Source organism: Streptomyces sp. f51, from assembly GCF_037940415.1.
In the GTDB taxonomy this organism is placed as follows: domain Bacteria; phylum Actinomycetota; class Actinomycetes; order Streptomycetales; family Streptomycetaceae; genus Streptomyces.
Map to the genome: position 1 here is coordinate 1158180 of NZ_CP149798.1, position 19133 is coordinate 1177312.

The window sequence follows — 19133 nt, forward strand, 5'->3', positions numbered from 1 at the left end:
CCGCGGGGTCACCCGGACATGTCACCCGAATGAGTGAGGTGTCTTCGAACGACCGCATTTATGCAGGCCGGAGCCGGAAAACGCCCGAACCGGGCAGCCCGGGACCGACGGAGACCGTCGGCGAGGGGGCGTTCGGGGGTGGAACGGAAACGGGGAACCGTACGCCCGGCGGCGTACGGTTCCCCGGGGAAGCCGGTGGAGCCTAGGCTCCGCGCAGCACCGCTCCCGTGCGCTCGGCGGCGAGCGCCACCGCCGCGTCACGGGCCGCGGAGGCCTCGTCGACGGTCAGCGTGCGGTCGGCGGCACGGAACCGCAGCGCGTAGGCGAGGGACTTCTTGTCCGCGCCGAGCTGCTCGCTCTCGTACTCGTCGAACAGCCGGATGGACTCCAGGAGTTCACCCGCGCCCTCGTGCAGAGCCGCCTCGACGTCCGTGTGCGGGACGCCCTTGTCGACGACCAGCGCGACGTCCTGGGTGGCGACCGGGAAGGTCGAGATCCTCGGGCCCTTGGGGTGGCCCGAGCTCGCCAGCTCCAGCGCGTCCAGGTCCAGCTCCATCGCGCAGGTGCGCGCGGGCAGGCCCAGCGTCTTCAGGACACCGGGGTGCAGCTCACCCGCGTACCCGATGACCTGCTCGGTGCCGTCCACGACGACCGCGAGCTCGGCGCAGCGGCCCGGGTGCCACGGACCGTACTGGCCGGAGCGGACGAGGAGTTCGGTCCCCGCCTCGCGGGCCAGGATCCGCGCGGCCTCGATCGCGTCGGCCCAGTCGGCCGGGCGGCCCTTGCCCCACCAGCCGGCCTGCTCGCGGGCGCCCGCGAGGACGACGGCGGCGTGCCGGGGCTGGACGGGAAGCGCGGCGGCCAGGGTCGCGATCTCCTCGTCGGTGGGACGGCGGTCCACGGGCAGCCGCCCGGCGACACGCAGTTCCTCCTGCGGGTGGAAGACCAGACCGGTCTCGAAGAGCGCCAGGTCGTGGCTGCCGCGGCCGTCGTTGCGCCGCAGGGCCTGGAGCAGGCCCGGCAGCAGCGTCGTACGGAGCGCGGGCTCCTCGTCGGAGAGCGGGTTGACCAGCTTGACGACCCTGCGCTTCGGGTCGTCGTCGGCGAGGCCGAACTGGTCGAAGACGTGCTCCCCGATGAACGGGTAGTTGGGCGCCTCGACGTAACCGGCGCCGGCCAGCGCGCGGCCGACCCGGCGGTGCAGCCGCTGCCGGTCGGTCAGGCCGAGGCCCGCCGGCGGCTTGGGCAGCGTGGAGGGCAGGTTCTCGTAGCCCTCAAGGCGGATGACCTCCTCCGCCAAGTCGTTCGGGTCGGTCAGGTCGGGCCGCCAGGACGGCACGGTGACGATCAGTTCGTCCTGGCCGTAGACGTCGCAGCCGACCTGCTGGAGGCGCCGGACGACGGTCTCGCGGCCGTAGTCGACACCGGCCACCTTGTCCGGGTGGTTCGCCGGGATGGTGATGGTGTGCGGCGCGGACGGCGCGATGACCTCGGTGACCCCGGCGTCGGCGGTGCCGCCCGCGAGGAGCACGAGGAGGTCGACGGTCCGCTGGGCCGCGGCCGAGGTGGCCGCCGGGTCGGCGCCGCGCTCGAAGCGCTTGGACGCCTCGGAGGACAGCTTGTGCCGGCGGGCGGTGCGCGCGATGGAGATCGGGTCGAAGTGCGCGGCCTCGATGACGACCTCGGTGGTGGTGCCCTCGGTGTCGTCGATCTCGGTGTGGGCGCCGCCCATGACGCCCGCGAGGCCGATGGGGCCGCGGTCGTCCGTGATCACCAGGTCGCCGGCGTCGAGCGTGCGCTTGACGCCGTCGAGGGTGGTGAGCTTCTCGCCCTGCTCGGCCCGGCGCACGCCGATGGTGCCCTCGACCCGGCTGCGGTCGTAGGCGTGCAGCGGCTGGCCGAGCTCCAGCATCACGTAGTTCGTGATGTCGACGGCGAGCGAGACCGGACGCATGCCGGCCTTCTGGAGCCGGCGGCGCAGCCAGATCGGGGACTGGGCGTCGGGGTCGAGGCCGGTCACCGTGCGCGCGGTGAAGCGGTCGCAGCCCATCGGGTCGCTGATCCGCACCGGGTGCCCGAACGCGTTCGGGGCCGGTACGTCGAGCAGCGCGGGGTCGCGCAGCGGCAGGCCGTAGGCGATGGCGGCCTCGCGGGCCACACCGCGCATCGACAGCGCGTACCCGCGGTCGGGCGTGACGGCGATGTCGAGGACCTCGTCGACGAGCTGGAGCAGCTCGATCGCGTCGGTGCCCGGCTCCATCTCCGGCGGCAGCACGATGATGCCGCCGCTGCCGTCGTCGCCCATGCCCAGCTCGTCGCCGGAGCAGATCATGCCGTGCGAGGTCTTGCCGTACGTCTTGCGCGCGGCGATCGCGAAGTCGCCGGGCAGGACGGCGCCGGGCAGGACCACGACGACCTTGTCGCCGACGGCGAAGTTGCGGGCGCCGCAGACGATCTCCTGGGGCTCACCGGTGCCGTTGGCGGTGCCGACGTCGACGGTGCAGAAGCGGATGGGCTTCTTGAACTCCGTCAGTTCCTCGATGGTGAGCACCTGGCCGACGACCAGGGGGCCCTTGAGGTCGGCGCCGAGCTGCTCGACGGTCTCGACCTCGAGGCCTGCCGAAATGAGCTTGGCCTGGACGTCGCGGCCGGTCTCCGTCGCCGGCAGGTCGACGTACTCCCGCAGCCAAGAAAGCGGGACCCGCATCAGATCTCCATCCCGAACGGCCGGGTGAACCGGACGTCACCCTCGACCATGTCTCGCATGTCTTCAACGCTGTGACGGAACATCAGCATCCGCTCGATGCCGAACCCGAAGGCGAATCCGCTGTACTTCTCCGGGTCGACGCCACAGGCGACGAGCACCCGCGGGTTGACCATGCCGCAGCCGCCGAGCTCGATCCAGCCCTCGGAGGAGCAGGTACGGCAGGGGCGGTCGGGGTTGCCGACGGATTCGCCCTTGCAGACGTAGCAGAGCATGTCCATCTCGGCGGACGGCTCGGTGAAGGGGAAGTAGTTCGGGCGCAGCCGGGTCTTCATGTCCGAGCCGAAGAGCGACTGGACCATGTGGTCGAGGGTGCCCTTGAGGTCGGCCATGGTCAGGCCCTCGTCGACGGCCAGCAGCTCGATCTGGTGGAAGACCGGGGTGTGCGTGGCGTCGAGCTCGTCCGTGCGGTAGACGCGGCCGGGGCACACGACGTAGACGGGCGGCTCCCGGTCGAGCAGGGCGCGGGCCTGCACCGGCGAGGTGTGGGTGCGCAGCACGACACCGGACTCGTCGCCGTGGGTGCCCTCGGGCCCCTGGACGAAGAAGGTGTCCTGCATCTGCCGGGCCGGGTGGTCGGGCGTGAAGTTGAGGGCGTCGAAGTTGAACCACTCCGCCTCGACCTCGGGGCCCTCGGCGACCTCGTATCCCATGGACACGAAGACGTCCGCGACCCGCTCCATCATGGTGGTCAGCGGGTGCCGTGCGCCTGCCGGTACGCGGTCGTACGGCAGGGTGACGTCGACCGCCTCCTCGACCAGTACGCGGGCGTCCCGCTCGGCCTCCAGCTCGCCCTGGCGGGCGGCGAGGGCCTTGTTCACGGCGCCCCGGGCCTGGCCGACGAGCTTGCCGGCCGCCGCCTTGGCCTGCGGGGGCAGTGCGCCGATCTCGCGGTTGGCGAGGGCCAGCGGGGAGGTGCCGCCGGTGTGGGCGACCTTGGCCTCCTGGAGCGCGTCGAGGTCGCCGGCGGCGGCGAAGGCGGCGAGCGCCTCGTCCCGCATGCGCTCGATCTCTTCCGGTTTCAAGGCCTCGACCTCTACAGGGTCGTACGACTTATTAGGTGCCGACATCTCTTCCCGTGCTTCCGGTTGGCTGGCTGAGGGTCCCCGTCATCGACTCGGAGACGAATCGTCCGCAGATGCGTGGACGCAAAGGTGCCAAAGGCCGAGTCTATCGGGGGTGGGGGCCCGACCAGGACGGGGCGTCCCGGCGGTGGTCCCGTGCGCGTGAGCCCGTGGGGGCCGCGGAGGCGTCAGAGGAGGTACGCCGGGGTGCCCACGGGCAGCGTAAATCGGAACTCCGCTCCCCCGCCGGGGGCGCGGCCGACCGTGATGGTGCCGCCGTGGGCTTCGACGATGCCCTTGACGATGTAGAGCCCGAGGCCGGTGCCGCCGCGCTTGCTGCCCCGCCAGAAGCGGGTGAAGACGCGGTTCATGGACTCCTCCGGGATTCCGGTGCCCTCGTCGCTCACGGTGACCGACGTGACGGCGTTCGCCGTGCCCTCCTCGTCCTGCCGCTCGCGCGGGGACGTGGAGGGTGCCACGTCGATGGTGACGGTTCCCTCGCCGTGGCGCACCGCATTTTCGATCAGGTTGCTGAGCACCTGGTCGACCTTGTCGGGGTCGGCCCAGAGGGCGGGCAGGGGCTGCTCGATGCGCAGCAGGAAGCGGTCGGCGGGCTGGCCGGAGGCGACGTAGGCCTGGATGTGCCGGCCGACGGCCGCTCCCATGTCGACGGGCTGGCGGCGCACCTCGAGACGCCCGGAGTCGATGCGGGAGATGTCGAGGAGTTCGGCGATGAGCCGGGTGACGCGGTTCGCGTCGGCGTCGACGGTCTCCAGCATCAGTTTCTTCTGGTCGTCGGTGAAGCGTTCCCACTTGGCGAGCAGGGTCGCGGTGAAGCCCTTGACCGAGGTGAGCGGGGAGCGCAGTTCGTGGGCGACCGTGGCGATCAGCTCGGCGTGGCTGCGCTCGGTGCGGCGGCGGGCCTCGGTGTCGCGCAGACAGACGACGACCCGGCGGACCGGTCCGGTGGGGTGGGTGCGCACGTACCGCGCGGAGACGAGGATCTCCCGGCCGCCGGGGAGGAGCAGGTTCCGTTCGGGCTGGCCGTTGCGGATGGCGAGACCGCCGTACGGATCGGTCAGCTGCCACCAGCGGCGGCCTTCGAGGTCCTCCAGCGGGAGCGCGGCTTCGAGGCGGCGCCCGAGTGCCTCGGCTGCGGGGACCGCGGTGATCCGGGCGGCGGCCGCGTTGAAGCAGACCACCCGGCCGTGTTCGTCGGCGACGACGATCCCGTCGGGCAGGTCGTCGGGGTCTATCCCGAGTCCGGAGCCGGCCGCGGCGGTGTCATCGTGCCGGGACGCGGCCGTGCCGCGCGCGTCCCGCGCTCGTAGCGCGCTGTGGGCACCGCCCGTGCCGACACTCATCCCCGTACCCCACCTCTCGTCTGGCGCAGAGGGCCCCCGGGCCCGTCACCCTACTAGCTGCCGGTGACGGAGCGGCACCCTGTGGAGGCGCGCTGTGCACGGGCCGACGCGTAGAGACATACGGCCGCGGCCGTGGCCAGGTTCAGGCTCTCGGCCTTTCCGTGGATCGGAACGCGCACGACGGCGTCGGCCAGCGCGCGGGTCTCCTCCGGGAGCCCCCATGCCTCGTTGCCGAAGACCCAGGCGGTGGGGCCGCCCATGGTGCCCTTGTCGAGCTCGTCGTCGAGATCGTCCTCGCCCGCTCCGTCGGCGGCGAGGATGCGCACGCCGGCGGCCTTGAGTCCGGCCACGGCCTGTTCGACGGGGACGCCGACGGCGACGGGCAGGTGGAACAGGGATCCGACGGAGGCGCGTACGGCCTTGGGGTTGTACAGGTCCACGGAGGCGTCGGTGAGGACGACGGCGTCGGCGCCGGCGGCGTCCGCGCAGCGCAGCACGGTCCCGGCGTTCCCGGGGTCGCGGACGTGCGCGAGGACGGCGACGAGCCGGGGCGCGGCCTTGAGGACGTCCTCGAAGGGGGTGTCGAGGAAGCGGCAGACACCGACGAGTCCCTGCGGGGTGACGGTGGTCGAGATGTCGGCGATCACCTCTTCGTCGGCGAGGTGCACCCGGGCGCCGGCGCGGCGGGCGCCGTCGATGATGTCGGCGTAGCGCTCGGCGGCCTCGACGGTGGCGAACAGCTCGACGAGGGTGGCGGTGCCGTCGGCGCGGTGGGCGGCGGCCTCCCGTACGGCCTGCGGCCCCTCGGCGAGGAACAGCCGCTCCTTGCCCCGGAAGTTCCGCCGGGCCAGCCGCCGCGCGGCCAGGACACGGGGGGAACGGGGCGAGATCAGCTCGGGGCTGGCGGAGGCCATGTTCTGGTTCACCTTCGATATCTGCGCGGATCACATGATGACGGGGCGACTCCGACCCCCCGGGGGCGCGGGGCTCTGTCGATCTGCGGCTCCGCCGCGATGGGGGTCCCCCCTGTTCGAGCGGAGCCGAGAACTCGGGGGAGCGATCAGCCCCCACTGGCCGGCACCGGCACCCGGGCACACAGCCGCGGCGGGCGTCAGCAGCAAAGGACCCGCAGGCATGACCTGCGGGTCCTTCAGTCACGTCGGCTGATGCCGGCGCAGCGTCACGCAGCCTTCGGCGCGTTGACGTCCGACGGCAGGGCCTTCTGCGCGACCTCGACGAGCGCGGCGAACGCGTTGGCGTCGTTGACGGCCAGCTCCGCGAGGATCTTGCGGTCCACCTCGATGTTGGCGGCCTTCAGACCCTGGATGAGGCGGTTGTACGTCATGCCGTTCTGGCGGGCCGCAGCGTTGATGCGCTGGATCCACAGCTGACGGAAGTCGCCCTTGCGCTTCTTGCGGTCGTTGTAGTTGTAGACCAGCGAGTGGGTGACCTGCTCCTTGGCCTTGCGGTACAGGCGCGAACGCTGACCGCGGTAGCCGGAGGCCGCCTCGAGGATTGCCCGGCGCTTCTTGTGGGCGTTGACTGCCCGCTTGACGCGTGCCACTTTTTAACTCCTTGTAGCGGGGCCGTGGTTGGACTCACACGACCCGAAATCGATTGGGTCCCGGATCAGACGTGCGGCGCTGGGCGCCGGTACGTCACTTGCCGAGAAGCTTCTTGATCTTCGCGGCGTCGCCCGGGGCCATCTCGGCGGTGCCGGTGAGACGGCGCGTCACGCGGGACGACTTGTGCTCGAGCAGGTGGCGCTTGCCGGCGCGCTCACGGAGCACCTTGCCGGAGCCGGTGATCTTGAAGCGCTTGCTGGCACCGCTGTGCGACTTGTTCTTCGGCATAGCGCCGTTCTCTCCTCGTCAGTGGCGTTCCGGTGCCCGGTCGCGGGACCGGGCACGGGTGGAACGTCATATGTATCGGTTGACATCCCTGGGCGGGGGCCCTGGGATCAGGCCTCGGCTGATGCCTCGGCCGGGCTCTCGGCCGACTCGGCCTCGACGGGCGCGCTCTCGGTCTCGACGGGCGCGCTCTCGATGTCGTCACCGTCGGCGGCGACCTCTTCCGCGGCGTTCTGCGAGCGACCCGGGTTGGCCTTCGCTTCCGCCTTGCGAGCAGCCTGAGCCTCACGGGCCTCGGCCATCGCCTCGGTCTTCTTCTTGTGCGGACCGAGAACCATGATCATGTTTCGGCCGTCCTGCTTCGGGTTCGACTCGATGAACCCGAGGTCCTCGACGTCCGTCGCGAGCCGCTGGAGCAGTCGGTAGCCGAGCTCCGGCCGGGACTGCTCGCGACCACGGAACATGATCGTGATCTTGACCTTGTCGCCCTGCTTGAGGAACCGGACGACGTGACCCTTTTTGGTGTCGTAGTCGTGCGGGTCGATCTTCGGCCGGAGCTTCATTTCCTTGATGACCGTGTGCGCCTGGTTCTTGCGCGCCTCACGGGCCTTCATGGCCGACTCGTACTTGAACTTGCCGTAGTCCATGAGCTTGCAGACGGGCGGGCGAGCACTCGCCGCCACCTCGACCAGGTCGAGGTCGTACTCCTGAGCAAGCTCAAGGGCCTTGGCAAGCGGAACAATCCCGACCTGCTCGCCGCTGGGACCGACAAGTCGCACTTCGGGAACGCGAATCCGGTCGTTGATGCGGGGCTCGGTGCTGATGGATCCTCCTCGGTAGCACCACACGGCGGTCTGGCGGACAGCCGCGTATGTCTCTGATGACATGGTGACCAACCGCCGTGGGGCATGAAAAATGCCCCGGACGGGACACAGGCGGGGCTCCATAGCAACCGGAGCACCGCCGCGGTCTGCCGCGGGGCGCGCATTCGGGCGACTCCATCGTCCGTACGGAACGATGGCGGCCGCCTGACCGGATGACCTGCCGTCCCGGAGGACAGTCAGGTGGGAGATCGGAGCCTCCACTTGTGGGCCGGGCACATCGTGTCCGGCCGGTCGTTACACAAGGTTAGCAGTTCCGCCGGGCAGGCGCTAACCGGAGGCCTTCTCACCGCCGCACACCGGGGCGGAGCCGCCCTCGTCCACGGCCCGGACGACTCCCGTGGACGGGGGCACGCGCGCCGGGGCCTATCGTGTGAGGCATGAGTGACACCCCTCCCCAGAACCCCGACTTCGACACCATGACCCGCGACATCGCCGAGGTCCCCGCGGTCGAGGTCATCGTGACGGTCGCCGTGAACCTGATGAGCGCCGCCGCCGTGAAGCTCGGTCTCACCGAGGAGGGCGACGAGCACAAGGACCTGGACGAGGCGCGCAAGCTGGTCACCGCGCTCGCCGGTCTGCTCGACGCGAGCACGACCGAGATCAGCTCCTTCCACGCGGCACCGCTGCGCGACGGCCTGAAGTCCCTCCAGCTGGCCTTCCGCGAGGCGTCCCTCGTCCCGGACGAGCCGGGCCAGGGCCCCGGCGAGAAGTACACGGGCCCCGTCTACGGCTGATCCGAGGCCCGTGTCCGTACGGAACGTCCTACGGACACGGGCCCGCCCGCGTACCTATCCGCGTACGTACAGGGGCTCGCCCGGAGGTGTCGCCCCGGCCGGCAGCAGTGCCAGGTCGAGGCCGCGCACCAGGCGGGCCCTCAGTGTTTCGTCGGCCGCGAGCCGCTCGGCCACCGCGCGGGCGGTCTCGGCGGGGGCGGCCGACGCGTCGAGCACCAGCGCGAGGGTGCCGTCCGCCGGACCCGGGCCGAGATGCGCCCGGACGACCAGGGGCTCGGCGGCCACCGCGGCCCGTACCGCCTCGACCACGGCCGGGTCGGCCAGCGGGTCGGCGGTCGTACGCCCCTCGGCGAGCGCCAGCAGGGCCGATCCGGTCAGCTCGTAGGACACCGGCCCGGCCAGGTCCACCACGATCGTGTCGGCCTTCTCGTGCGCCGCCGCCTCCAGCACCTGATTCAGGCGTACGGCCACGGGGCGGGCCTCGGGATCCCAGCGGGCCAGCGAGTCCGTGGAGGTGAAGGCGGGCAGGGCCGTGCGGTTCCCGGCCTTGAGCGTGGGGACCGCCATGTCGCTGGTCTTCTCCCGGCGCAGCCCGTTCTCGTCCTCCTCGACCTCGCCGAGGATCGCCACGACGGGGACGAGCAGCCGGGCACCCGTGAGCGCCTCCAGGACCGGCGGTACGGCGGCGCGGTCGGCGGACCAGGCCGCGAGCGCGGCGCTCAGCCGGGGGTCGGCCGAGCCGTCGTCGTCGGAGAAGCCGGAGTCGGGAATGTTCTTGTTCGCCACGGTCCCCGACCCTATCGGGGGGATGCTGCTGCGCCTGTGCGGCCCCTGAAACACGGAGCCGACGGGATTCACGCGTTTCTCAGACTTCGCTGACACACCTCTAACAAGCGTCTAACCGCGGGCACAGCCGGGCCGTCCAGCATCGCCGGATGGACCGTCACAGAGCACGCGGGCGTCGCGCCCGGCCCTCCCGGCGCACGCCGCTCCTCTCCGTCGCGGTGGCCTCCGTCGTCCTCGTCGGCGCCACGGCGGCCGGGACCGTGTACGTGAAGGCGCAGGCGCACGACGGCACCGCCGCCGTATCGTCGGCCGCGCCGGCATCGCCCTCTGCGTCGCCGGCCGGGAGCGAGGAGGCATCGGTGGAACCTGTGGCGGAGCCCTCCGTGGACCGCGACGCACTGCTCGCGAAGGCCCTGAAGTCGGTGACGGTGGCGGCCGGGGCGAAGACGTCGGTCGCCGTCCTCGACGTCGACTCCGGTGAGAGCGCCGCCCACGGGGACGCGGCCTTCGACACCGCGAGCATCGTCAAGGTGAACATCCTGGCCGCGCTGCTGCTCCAGGCGCAGGACGCGGACCGGCATCTCACCGCGCGGGAGAAGACGTACGCCACCGCGATGATCGAGAACAGCGACAACGCGTCGGCGTCCGCGCTGTGGGCGGCGATCGGCCGCGCCGACGGGCTGGACGCGGCGAACAGACGCTTCGGGCTGACGTCCACGCAGGGCGGCGACGGCGAGCTGTGGGGGCTGACCCAGACCACCGCGGGCGATCAACTGAAGCTGCTCCGGCAGGTGTTCGGGAAGGGCTCCCGGCTCAGCGCGAGTTCGCGGTCCTATGTCCAGGGGCTGATGGGCGAGATCGAGGCCGACCAGCAGTGGGGGGTGTCGGCCGCGGCCGACGGTTCTCAATGGGCGCTGAAGAACGGGTGGTTGGCGCGCAGCACGACCGGGCTGTGGGACGTCAACAGCATCGGGCGGATCTCGGCGGACGGCCACGAGTATCTGGTGGCGACCCTCTCGAACGGCAACTCCACGCAGGCGAAGGGCATTTCGCTGGTGGAGGCGGTGTCGAAGGCCGCGGTGTCCGCGTTCCGGGACACGGCGGAGGACTGAGACCGCTCCGGGTCGCGGGCGGTTCGGGTTGTGCCTAGGAGCGTTCGAAGGGGTTCGGGAATCTGCGGCCGCGCCAGAGGAAAACCGCCCCCGTCAGCAGGGCCAGGCCCAGGGCGCCCGCGAGGGGAGCGGCCCAGTCGGTCGAACTGCCGCCGCCGTCGGGGGCGTCGGGGCCGGTGCCGAAGTACTTGTGGCCGTACTCGGCCGACCTGAGCCCCTCCGGCTTGAGCCGGCCCGCCGCCTTGATGGCCGCCGCGGGGTCGACGAAGCCGAAGCCGCGGGAGTCGTCACGGCCCCCGGAGGGCACGTTGCGCGCGGTGTCCTCCAGCAGCTTCTTGATCTGCGCCGGGGACAGTCCCGGGTGGGCCGCCTTGACGAGCGCGACCGCTCCGGAGACGAACGCGGACGCCGCGCTGGTCCCCCAGCCCTCGTAGTAGCGGTCGTCCGGGTCGGCGATGACCACGTCGACGCCGGGGGCGCTGACGGTGGCGTACCAGCGGCGGGTGGAGAAGGACGCGTGGGTTCCGTACCGGTCGACGGCGGTCGCGGCGATCACGCCCGGGTAGGCGGCGGGGTACGAGATGTGGTCGCCCTTCTCCCCGCCGTTGCCGGCCGAGGCGACGACCGCGACGCCCTTCTTCAGCGCGTACTGGACGGCCTCGTCCTCGGCGGGTTCGGGGTGGGCGGAGCTGGAGTCGTCGCCGAGGGAGAGGTTGATGACGTCGGCGCCGTGGTCGGTGGCCCAGCGGATGCCCTCGGCGAGCGCGTTGCCGCGGGTGTTGCGGGCCTTGGAGCGGGCCGGGTCCTTGTCCTCCAGGATGACGCGGACCGGCAGGATCCTCGCCTCCGGAGCGATGCCCATGACGCCGTTGGCGTCGCCCGGCCCGTGCCCGTGTCCGGCGATGATGCCCGCCATGGCGGTGCCGTGCCGGGCCCAGGAGCGGTCGCCCCGGCTCGCGCCGAAGCCGACCATGTCCTTCTCGGCGAGCACATTTCCCTTGAGGTCCGGGTGCAGGGCGTCGACGCCGGTGTCGAGGACGGCGACGGTGATGCCCTTGCCCTTCGTCGTGCGCCAGGCCTGCTGCGTGTGCATGGCGTCGAGGCCCCACTGCTGGGCGCGGATGCCGTCGGCGTGCGCGGCGGTGGAGGGCACCAGCGCGAGGGAGGCGGCGAGCGCGGCGGCGAGGGCACCGGACCTGCGCGAGAGCGGAGGGCGGCGGGTCTCCCCGGCCGGGCGCGGGCGGCGGCGGACGCCGTCGGCGGGGGTCGGCGCGCCTTCGGCCGCGGTTCCGTGGGGCTGCCGGTCGCGGCCGTCGGGGCCGTCGTCGCGGGTCATGACGGCTCCTCCGTGGACGACTTGACGGTCTTGCGGAGTCCTCGCTCGACCCGGTCGGCGAGGCCCTTCGCCTCGTGGCCGAGGCCCGCCTGGGCCGCGGGCGTGGTCGCGTCCGGTTTCATCGCGTCGGCGGCGGGCTGCGGGGCGGCGACCGTGCGGCCGTCGGCGAACCCGGAGACGGCGAACACGACGACGGGGGCGTCCGTGAGGACGGACTCGGTCCAGGAGGCGCGCTGGGCCCTGCCGAACCCGGCGGCGTCGGTGCCCTTGGCCGCGTACGGAAGGGGCAGCAGGTCGGTACGCCGGTCCAGGCCGTCCTTGGCGAAGCGGGCCTTGAGGGAGGTCATGCCCGCCGCGTCCGTCTTGGTGAACAGCAGGCCGACGGTGGTGACATGACTGCGGGTCGCGTCCACGTAGGTGGCCCGCAGCAGACGCAGACAGCCGACGGGGGCGAGGGCCCGGCGCAGCAGCGGGTCGAAGGCGTCCTTGCAGCCGGTGTCGGGGGCGACCGCGATCCGTGTCCAGGTGCGGTCGGAACCCCCGGGACCGGCTCCTTCGCCGTCCACGGTCGGCGGGAAGAGCCGGTCCACGGGCACGCTGTGCCACAGCTCCCCTGCCGTGGCGAAGGCGCCGGGCGAACCGGGTCCGTCCGTGCCGTCGCCGGTGAGCCAACTCCCGGTCACCGCACCGCCGATGAGCCCGATCCCGAGAACGACACAGGCCGCCGCGGTCACGAGACGGGAGCGGCTTCCCCCGCGCGTCCGCCCGGTGTCGCCGCCGTACGTGTCGGGCTCCGCGAACGATACGAAGGGACGCTCGGGGCCGGGGGCCGCGGGGCCGGGAGTCACGAACGGAGAAGGCGCCGGGGGCGGCGACGAGGGGAGGGACGGGGGCGGGACGAACGGGGGTGCGGCGGCCTGCCGGTCGTCCCGTGCGGGTCGGGGCACTCCCGCGGTGCGCGGGGCTTCGTCGGGACGCGCCGGCCCGGCGGACGCGGGCGGGGTGTCCGGAAAACGCGCGGAGGCCGCGGGGGGCGGCGGGCTCACGGGCGCCGTGCGGCCCTCGGGACGCAGGTGCGGATACCGCAGGCCCTCCGGCCGCGCCCCGGTGCCGGACCGCTGCACGGCGGCCTCCCCCACCGGCCGCTGCGGAGCCGCCGAGTCCTCCGCCGGAGAGCTCAGCGGGGCGGCTTCCGACGCGGCCTGGCGCGGTGCGCGGGACGCAGACGAACCGGTCTGCGCGGCCTGACCGGGAGCGCCGGACGCAGGCGAACCCGTCTGCGCGAATGACGGCGCGGCCTGGCCGGACGCAGGCGACCCGGTGTACCCGGGGCGCGGCGCGGCCTGACGCGGGGCGCCGGACGCAGGCGGACCCGTCTGCTCGGACCGGGATGTGTCAGGGCCCCTCGTGTCGTACGAGCCGGGCAGCGGTTCGTCGGACACCGGTGTGCCGGTCGGAGTGGACCGTCGCGCGTCGCGCCCCGGCGTACCGGACGGACCCGAACGCGGTGCGGCGGACACCGGTGTGCCGGCCGGAGTGGACCGTCGCGCGTCGCGCCCCGGCGTACCGGACGGACCCGAACGCGGTGCGGCGGACGCCGGTGTGCCGTCCGGGGCGGACGGTCCCGCGTCGGAGTCCGGCGTACCGGACGGCGCGGACCACGGCCGGCCGGGCGAGACGGACTCCGGTGCGGCAGGGGAGGCCGCTCCCGGGACACCGGCCCCGGTGGGCCTCGACGTGCGGGGCGCGGCCTGCCCCGGCGAGCCCGTGCCACCGGTCGACACCGATGTCTGCCCGGCGGACGAAGCGGCTCCGGGGGTACCGGGCGCGGCGGCCCGCGGGCGGACGAGCGAGGTGGGCCTCTTCGCAGCTGGCACGGCCGATTCCGCCCTGCCGGACGGGGCGGCGCCCGGCACGCCGGAGGCGGGCGGACCGGACCGGTCCGGCGTGGACGGCGGCGCGGTGGGCTGCGGCGGCACGGACGGGACCGAGCCGCGCGGCGGACCCGCGGGGCGCGGCGGACCCGCCGGAACGCGGCCGGACGCAGCCTGCCCGTATCCGGAGGCGGTTGCGGGCGGACCGAACACGGACGCCGACGCCGACGCCGACTGTCCAGCCTCCGTGGAGGACCTGGGTCGTCCGAACCCGGAAGAGGACTCACCCTGTCCGGATCCGGAAGAGGGCGCGACCTGACCGAACCCCGACGAGGTCAAGGACTGTCCGGACCCGGACGGTGACGCGGGCTGTCCGGATCCCGACGTGGCTGCGGTCCGGTCGGAGCCCCGGGCGGGTGCGGGTCGTTCCGGTCCCGGGAGCCGGCCCGACGGGGTCGAGGGCGGGTTCTCTGCGGACCAGTCCTCGCCGGCCGACAGGTCCGGCCCGGGCGGGCGGTCCGGCTTCGGCGGGACCTCGGCCGGGGGGTGGCCCGGAGCCGGGGGGGTCGCGGGCCCCTGGGAGCCCGGCGGAACGGAAGGGCGCCGGGGATTCGAGGCGCGCCGCGCTTCCGTACTCATGCACCCCCCGTTTCCTCGTACCGGGCTGTCGGACGCCCCGTAACTCGGCGAGCCGTTCGTGTGCGCGAGAGGTTCACCACGGGCACGCATACCCGCACCGGTGGACCGTCACCCCGGGCAGGGTCCGCCGGGGCAAGGACGTACCTCCCTGCGTCCGCGTCACTCTACGGGTTGACGAGCGCCGGACGGGAACCAGTCCGAGGCCCCGGGGCATCTGCCCGGAACGTCCCCCTACCCTGCGGTAATGGAGTCTGGCAGTCTTCGCTCATGACTGCCCGTGCCGCCGACAGGGCCCGCTACGACCGGGCCACCGCTCACCTCGACGCCCCCGTCGCCATCGTGGATCTGGAGGCCTTCGACGCGAACGCGGACGACCTGGTCCGCCGGGCCGGCGGGAAGCCGATCCGCGTCGCCAGCAAGTCCGTCCGCTGCCGCACCCTGCTGGAACGCGTCCTGGGCCGGGAGGGCTTCGCGGGGCTCATGTCGTTCACCCTCGCCGAGTCCCTGTGGCTGGCCAGGTCCGGTTTCGACGACGTCCTGCTCGCCTATCCGTCGGCCGACCGCAAGGGCTACGCCGAGCTGACCGCCGACCCCAAGCTCGCCGCCGCGGTGACCGTCATGATCGACGACCCGGCACAGCTGCGCCTCATCGACGAGGCCCGCGACGGCGGCACCGAGGTCGTACGGGTCTGTCTTGAACTGGACACGTCGCTGAAGCTGTTCGGCGGCCGGGTCCGGGTCGGCGCGCTGCGCTCACCGCTGCACTCCGCCGCCCAGGTCGCGGACCTCGCCCGCGCCGTCAAGCGCGCCCCGGGGTTCAAGCTGGTGGGGATCATGGCGTACGAGGGTCACATCGCCGGCGTCGGTGACTCTGTCTCGGGGCGGCCGCTGCGCTCGCGTGCCGTGCGGCTGATGCAGGCGACGGCCCGCAAGGAGCTCGCCCAGCGGCGCGCGGACGTCGTCCGGGCGGTCCGCGCGGTGGAACCGGACCTCGAATTCGTCAACGGCGGCGGCACCGGAAGCGTCCAGCACACGGCGGCGGAGGAAGCGGTCACCGAGATCGCGGCCGGCTCGGGGCTCTATGTGCCGAGGCTCTTCGACAACTACACGTCCTTCAGCGGACGCCCGGCGGCACTGTTCGCCCAGCCCGTGGTGCGCCGCCCCGGTGTGGGTGTGGTGACCGTGCTCGGCGGCGGATATCCCGCCTCCGGGGCCGCGGGCCCCGACCGGCTGCCGGTCCCGTATCTGCCGGAGGGCCTGTCGTACGACCCCCAGGAGGGTCCCGGCGAGGTGCAGACCCCGCTGCTCGGCTCCCCCGCCGACGATCTGCTCATCGGCGACAAGGTGTGGTTCCGGCACGCGAAGGCCGGTGAGCTGTGCGAGCGGTTCGACACGCTGCACCTCGTGGAGGGCGACACCGTCACCGCCTCCGTCCCGACCTACCGGGGAGAGGGCCACACCTTCCTCTGACCCGGGGGATCACCGGGTCGGGCCGATGCTGCTCCCCACACCGCCGCCGGCGTCCTTGCCGCCCACCGGGCGGATGCCGGCGGTGATGCGGTCGATGTCGGACAGCGGCGGCCCGTCGGCCCCGGCGTCGAGGGCGAACCGGACGATGACCGGGGACTGCGAGCCCACGCTGGAAGGAAAGACGAGGGACTCCACGTAACCGCCGGGCCCCACACCGGTCCTGACCTTCCAGCGCACGAGGTATCCGGCGCGCCCGGCCACGGCGACGGAGCCGGACTTCACCAGTTCGTGCGAGCTGATGCCACGGAAGGGGCGGCTGCCCAGGAGGTCGTGTCCGTACGCGCTGTCGGCGGCGTCCGCGATGTCCTCCTCGGCGAGGGCCTTCGGCGACGTCTCGTCGGTGGCGGTCGCGGTGCGCGAGTCGACCCGGCCGTGCCGGCACAGACCGGGGTCGCCCGGGCAGTCGTAGGTCCTCGGGGTCGACAGCACCATGTCGTGGTCGGCGGCGTACTGCGGTTTCACCCAGCCGTCGAGGACCGGGAAGGTGATGCCGTTCAGTTCGTCCACGACGACGGACGGGTCACCGGCCGAGGGCGAGGGACCCGACGGTGAGGGCGAGGGCGCCTCGGTCCCGGTGGGGGACGAGGACGTGGGCGTGGTCTGTGCCGCGGCGTCGCCGCCGTCGTCGTGGCGCAGCAGCACCGCGCCGGTGACGATCGCGGCCACGAGGACGACCGCGGCCGTCACGAGGGCGACGGTCCTGGCCCGTCCCGGGCCGGAGCCCTCGGCCGGCGGGGTCTGTATCAGGGGCTGCTGGGGGACTTCGGGCTGACGCCGGTGGTCGGTCCACGCGGTCCCGTCCCACCAGCGCTCGACGAGCGGGTACGACGGGTCGCTGTACCAGCCGGGAGGAGGTGTCACGCTCATCCCGGCACTCTAATGCCGCGGTGGGCAGGGGGACTTGCCGGGACGGGTGGTGGACGGTCCGCCGGGCGGGGTGGTGCGGGCCCTCCCGCGCCCCGCGGACCGTGCGCCGCGCGGCCGGGCTACAGCGGGGTGACGTAGGCGCCCGAGATGCCCCCGTCCACCAGGAAGTCGGTGGCGTTCACGAAGGAGGAGTCGTCGCTGGCGAGGAACGCGACGGCCGAGGCGATCTCGTCCGCCTCGGCGAACCGCCCGACCGGGATGTGCACGAGCCGGCGCGCGGCCCGCTCCGGGTCCTTGGCGAACAGCTCCTGGAGCAGCGGGGTGTTGACCGGGCCGGGGCACAGGGCGTTGACCCGGATGCCCTCCCGGGCGAACTGGACGCCCAGTTCACGGGACATGGCGAGGACACCGCCCTTGGAGGCCGTGTACGAGATCTGGGAGGTCGCCGCGCCCATCCGGGCCACGAACGAGGCGGTGTTGATGATGGAGCCCCGGCCCTGGCGGCGCATGTAGGGGATGGCCGCCTTGCAGCACAGGTAGACCGAGGTGAGGTTGACCTCCTGGACGCGCTTCCACGCCTCCAGGCCGGTGTCCAGGATGGAGTCGTCGTCGGGCGGCGAGATGCCCGCGTTGTTGAAGGCGATGTCGACCGAGCCGTAGGTGTCGTACGCCGTCCTGAACAGGGTCTCCACCTGCTCCGGGTCGGTCACGTCGACCTTGACGAAGGTGCCGCCGACCTCTTCGGCGACGGCCTTCCCGTGCTGCTCGTCGATGTCGCCGCAGACGACGTGGGCGCCCTCGGAGGCGAGCCGGCGCGCGGTGGCGAGGCCGATGCCGCTGGCGGCGCCGGTGATGACGGCGGTGCGGCCCACCAGGCGGCGGCAGATGGTCTCGGGGGTGTCTGAAGTCACTGTGCGGGACCCTCCGTGCTGATGAAGACGTTCTTGGTCTCGGTGAAGGCGGTGAGGGCGTCCGGGCCGAGTTCGCGGCCGATCCCCGACTGCTTGAAGCCGCCGAAGGGGGTCCAGTAGCGGACGCTGGAGTGGGAGTTGACGGACAGGTTGCCCGCGCGGACGGCTTGGGAGACGCGCAGGGCGCGGCCGACGTCGCGGGTCCAGATGGATCCGGACAGGCCGTAGTCGGTGGCGTTGGCGAGCCGGACGGCGTCGGCCTCGTCCTCGAAGGGCAGCACGACGGCGACGGGACCGAAGACCTCCTCGACGGCCACGCGGGCGCCGGGGTCGACGCCGGTGAGGACGGTGGGCGCGAACCAGAAGCCGGGGCCCTCGGGGGCCTTGCCCCGGATGCCGGGCGCGCCGTCGTCGACGTAGGACCGTACGCGGTCCAGCTGGGCCCGGGAGATCAGCGGGCCCATCTGGGTGCGTTCGTCGGAGGGGTCGCCGACGACGACCGACTCGACGGCCGGGGCCAGGAGTTCGAGGAAGCGGTCATGGACGGAGCGCTGGACGAGGATGCGGGTGCGGGCGCAGCAGTCCTGGCCGGAGTTGTCGAGGAAGGACATGGGGGCCGCCGCCGCGGCGGCCTCGATGTCGGCGTCGGCGAAGACGATGTTGGGGCTCTTGCCGCCGAGTTCGAGGGTGACGCGTTTGAGGAGGGCGGAGCCCTTGGCCAGGACCTGTCTGCCGACGGCCGTGGACCCGGTGAAGACGATCTTCGCGACGCCTGGGTGCCGGACGAGGGCGTCCCCCGCGACGGGGCCCGCGCCGGGCAGCACCTGGAAGAGATGCTCGGGCAGGCCCGCGTCCAGGGCGAGTTCGGCCAGCCGGAGCGCGGTGAGCGGGGTCGTCTCGGCGGGTTTGAGGATGACGGCGTTGCCCGCGGCGAGTGCGGGTGCGGTGCCCCAGGCGGCGATGGGCATCGGGAAGTTCCAGGGCGCGATGACGCCGACGACGCCGAGCGGTTCGAGGAGGGTGATGTCGAGGCCGCCCGGGACCGGGATTTGACGACCCGTCAGTCGCTCCACTCCTCCGGCCGCGTAGTCGAGGAGATCGCGGACGTTGCCCGCCTCCCAGCGGGCGTTGCCGAGGGTGTGGCCGGCCTCGCGGACCTCCAGACGGGCCAGTTCCTCGATGTGGGCGTCGACTTCGGCCGCGAAACGGCGCAGCAGCCTGGCCCGGTCGGCGGGTGCGAGCGCGGCCCAGCGGGTCTGCGCCCGGCCGGCCCGTACGACGGCGTCGTCCACGTCCTGGGCCGTCGCGGCCGGGGCGGTGGCGACGACCTCCTCGGTGGCCGGGTCGAGCACGCGGAGTTCGTGGTCGTGCGGGGGTGGGGTGGACGGCTGCGAAGTGTGCGGGTGCGGCAAGGGGGT

General features: G+C 72.9%; 17 protein-coding genes. 4 read left to right on the forward strand and 13 right to left on the reverse strand.

What is annotated here, in order from left to right; all coding sequences use genetic code 11:
• Positions 1-202 precede the first annotated feature (202 nt).
• From pheT to infC, 7 genes are all read right to left on the reverse strand, one after another.
• Positions 203-2707 carry a phenylalanine--tRNA ligase subunit beta gene (pheT, locus tag WJM95_RS05215; protein ID WP_339128270.1) on the reverse strand — a complete coding sequence of 835 codons (2505 nt, stop codon included), beginning with the start codon at positions 2705-2707 and terminating at the stop codon, positions 203-205.
• Positions 2707-3834 (reverse strand): phenylalanine--tRNA ligase subunit alpha, encoded by a 1128-nt coding sequence (gene pheS, locus WJM95_RS05220; protein ID WP_339128271.1) that lies wholly within the window; start codon positions 3832-3834, stop codon positions 2707-2709. The genes pheT and pheS overlap by 1 nt, the downstream gene beginning before the upstream one ends.
• A 182-nt stretch (positions 3835-4016) precedes the next feature.
• Complete coding sequence (locus WJM95_RS05225) at positions 4017-5192, reverse strand: ATP-binding protein (protein ID WP_339128272.1); 1176 nt, start codon at positions 5190-5192, stop codon at positions 4017-4019.
• A 53-nt stretch (positions 5193-5245) separates the two neighbouring features.
• Positions 5246-6106, reverse strand: a complete 861-nt coding sequence (locus WJM95_RS05230; protein WP_339128273.1) for an RNA methyltransferase — start codon at positions 6104-6106, stop codon at positions 5246-5248.
• 266 nt (positions 6107-6372) lie between these two features.
• Positions 6373-6756 carry a 50S ribosomal protein L20 gene (gene rplT, locus WJM95_RS05235; RefSeq protein ID WP_003970214.1) on the reverse strand — a complete coding sequence of 128 codons (384 nt, stop codon included), beginning with the start codon at positions 6754-6756 and terminating at the stop codon, positions 6373-6375.
• A gap of 94 nt (positions 6757-6850) precedes the next feature.
• Complete coding sequence (gene rpmI / locus WJM95_RS05240) at positions 6851-7045, reverse strand: 50S ribosomal protein L35 (RefSeq protein WP_006374321.1); 195 nt, start codon at positions 7043-7045, stop codon at positions 6851-6853.
• Positions 7046-7152: 107 nt separating this feature from the next.
• Positions 7153-7890, reverse strand: a complete 738-nt coding sequence (gene infC / locus WJM95_RS05245) for a translation initiation factor IF-3 (RefSeq protein ID WP_339135365.1) — start codon at positions 7888-7890, stop codon at positions 7153-7155.
• Positions 7891-8303: 413 nt separating this feature from the next.
• Between infC and WJM95_RS05250 the strand changes: the two genes are divergently transcribed.
• Positions 8304-8660: a DUF1844 domain-containing protein gene (locus WJM95_RS05250; RefSeq protein WP_164371095.1), complete on the forward strand. Its 357-nt coding sequence runs from the start codon at positions 8304-8306 to the stop codon at positions 8658-8660.
• Positions 8661-8714: 54 nt separating this feature from the next.
• Here WJM95_RS05250 and WJM95_RS05255 read toward each other — a convergent pair whose 3' ends face one another.
• Positions 8715-9446, reverse strand: coding sequence for an SseB family protein (locus WJM95_RS05255; RefSeq protein WP_339128274.1), 732 nt, complete (start codon positions 9444-9446; stop codon positions 8715-8717).
• Positions 9447-9595: 149 nt separating this feature from the next.
• Between WJM95_RS05255 and WJM95_RS05260 the strand changes: the two genes are divergently transcribed.
• Positions 9596-10558 (forward strand): serine hydrolase, encoded by a 963-nt coding sequence (locus tag WJM95_RS05260; protein WP_339128275.1) that lies wholly within the window; start codon positions 9596-9598, stop codon positions 10556-10558.
• A gap of 34 nt (positions 10559-10592) precedes the next feature.
• Here the strand turns inward: WJM95_RS05260 and mycP are convergent, their stop codons facing one another.
• Together mycP and WJM95_RS05270 are read right to left on the reverse strand one after the other, a co-directional pair.
• Positions 10593-11894 (reverse strand): type VII secretion-associated serine protease mycosin, encoded by a 1302-nt coding sequence (gene mycP, locus WJM95_RS05265; protein WP_339128276.1) that lies wholly within the window; start codon positions 11892-11894, stop codon positions 10593-10595.
• A complete protein-coding gene (locus WJM95_RS05270) occupies positions 11891-12628 on the reverse strand; it encodes a hypothetical protein (protein ID WP_339128277.1) in 738 nt (245 codons plus the stop codon). The genes mycP and WJM95_RS05270 overlap by 4 nt, the downstream gene beginning before the upstream one ends.
• 658 nt (positions 12629-13286) lie before the next feature.
• Here WJM95_RS05270 and WJM95_RS05275 point away from each other — a divergent pair.
• Together WJM95_RS05275 and WJM95_RS05280 are read left to right on the forward strand one after the other, a co-directional pair.
• On the forward strand, positions 13287-14087 hold the full coding sequence (locus WJM95_RS05275; RefSeq protein ID WP_339128278.1) for a hypothetical protein: 801 nt from the start codon (positions 13287-13289) through the stop codon (positions 14085-14087).
• Positions 14088-14674: 587 nt separating this feature from the next.
• Positions 14675-15877 carry an amino acid deaminase/aldolase gene (locus tag WJM95_RS05280; protein WP_339128279.1) on the forward strand — a complete coding sequence of 401 codons (1203 nt, stop codon included), beginning with the start codon at positions 14675-14677 and terminating at the stop codon, positions 15875-15877.
• A gap of 9 nt (positions 15878-15886) precedes the next feature.
• On the opposite strand, the gene WJM95_RS05285 is transcribed toward WJM95_RS05280, so the two are convergent.
• The 3 genes from WJM95_RS05285 to WJM95_RS05295 form a co-directional block, all read right to left on the reverse strand.
• Positions 15887-16804, reverse strand: coding sequence for a DUF2510 domain-containing protein (locus WJM95_RS05285; protein ID WP_339128280.1), 918 nt, complete (start codon positions 16802-16804; stop codon positions 15887-15889).
• Between the two features lie 119 nt (positions 16805-16923).
• The gene (locus WJM95_RS05290; protein ID WP_339128281.1) at positions 16924-17715 is read right to left on the reverse strand and encodes a 3-oxoacyl-ACP reductase; all 792 of its coding nucleotides are present in this window, start codon (positions 17713-17715) and stop codon (positions 16924-16926) included.
• The gene (locus WJM95_RS05295) at positions 17712-19127 is read right to left on the reverse strand and encodes an aldehyde dehydrogenase family protein (protein ID WP_339128282.1); all 1416 of its coding nucleotides are present in this window, start codon (positions 19125-19127) and stop codon (positions 17712-17714) included. The genes WJM95_RS05290 and WJM95_RS05295 overlap by 4 nt, the downstream gene beginning before the upstream one ends.
• Positions 19128-19133 lie beyond the last annotated feature (6 nt).

Coding starts and splice junctions, on each gene's coding strand:
- pheT (WP_339128270.1), bottom strand. CDS start 2,707: ATGCGGGTCCCGCTTTCTTGGCTGCGGGAGTACGTCGACCTGCCGGCG.
- pheS (WP_339128271.1), bottom strand. CDS start 3,834: ATGTCGGCACCTAATAAGTCGTACGACCCTGTAGAGGTCGAGGCCTTG.
- WJM95_RS05225 (WP_339128272.1), bottom strand. CDS start 5,192: ATGAGTGTCGGCACGGGCGGTGCCCACAGCGCGCTACGAGCGCGGGAC.
- WJM95_RS05230 (WP_339128273.1), bottom strand. CDS start 6,106: ATGGCCTCCGCCAGCCCCGAGCTGATCTCGCCCCGTTCCCCCCGTGTC.
- rpmI (WP_006374321.1), bottom strand. CDS start 7,045: ATGCCGAAGAACAAGTCGCACAGCGGTGCCAGCAAGCGCTTCAAGATC.
- WJM95_RS05250 (WP_164371095.1), top strand. CDS start 8,304: ATGAGTGACACCCCTCCCCAGAACCCCGACTTCGACACCATGACCCGC.
- WJM95_RS05260 (WP_339128275.1), top strand. CDS start 9,596: ATGGACCGTCACAGAGCACGCGGGCGTCGCGCCCGGCCCTCCCGGCGC.
- mycP (WP_339128276.1), bottom strand. CDS start 11,894: ATGACCCGCGACGACGGCCCCGACGGCCGCGACCGGCAGCCCCACGGA.
- WJM95_RS05280 (WP_339128279.1), top strand. CDS start 14,675: ATGACTGCCCGTGCCGCCGACAGGGCCCGCTACGACCGGGCCACCGCT.
- WJM95_RS05285 (WP_339128280.1), bottom strand. CDS start 16,804: ATGAGCGTGACACCTCCTCCCGGCTGGTACAGCGACCCGTCGTACCCG.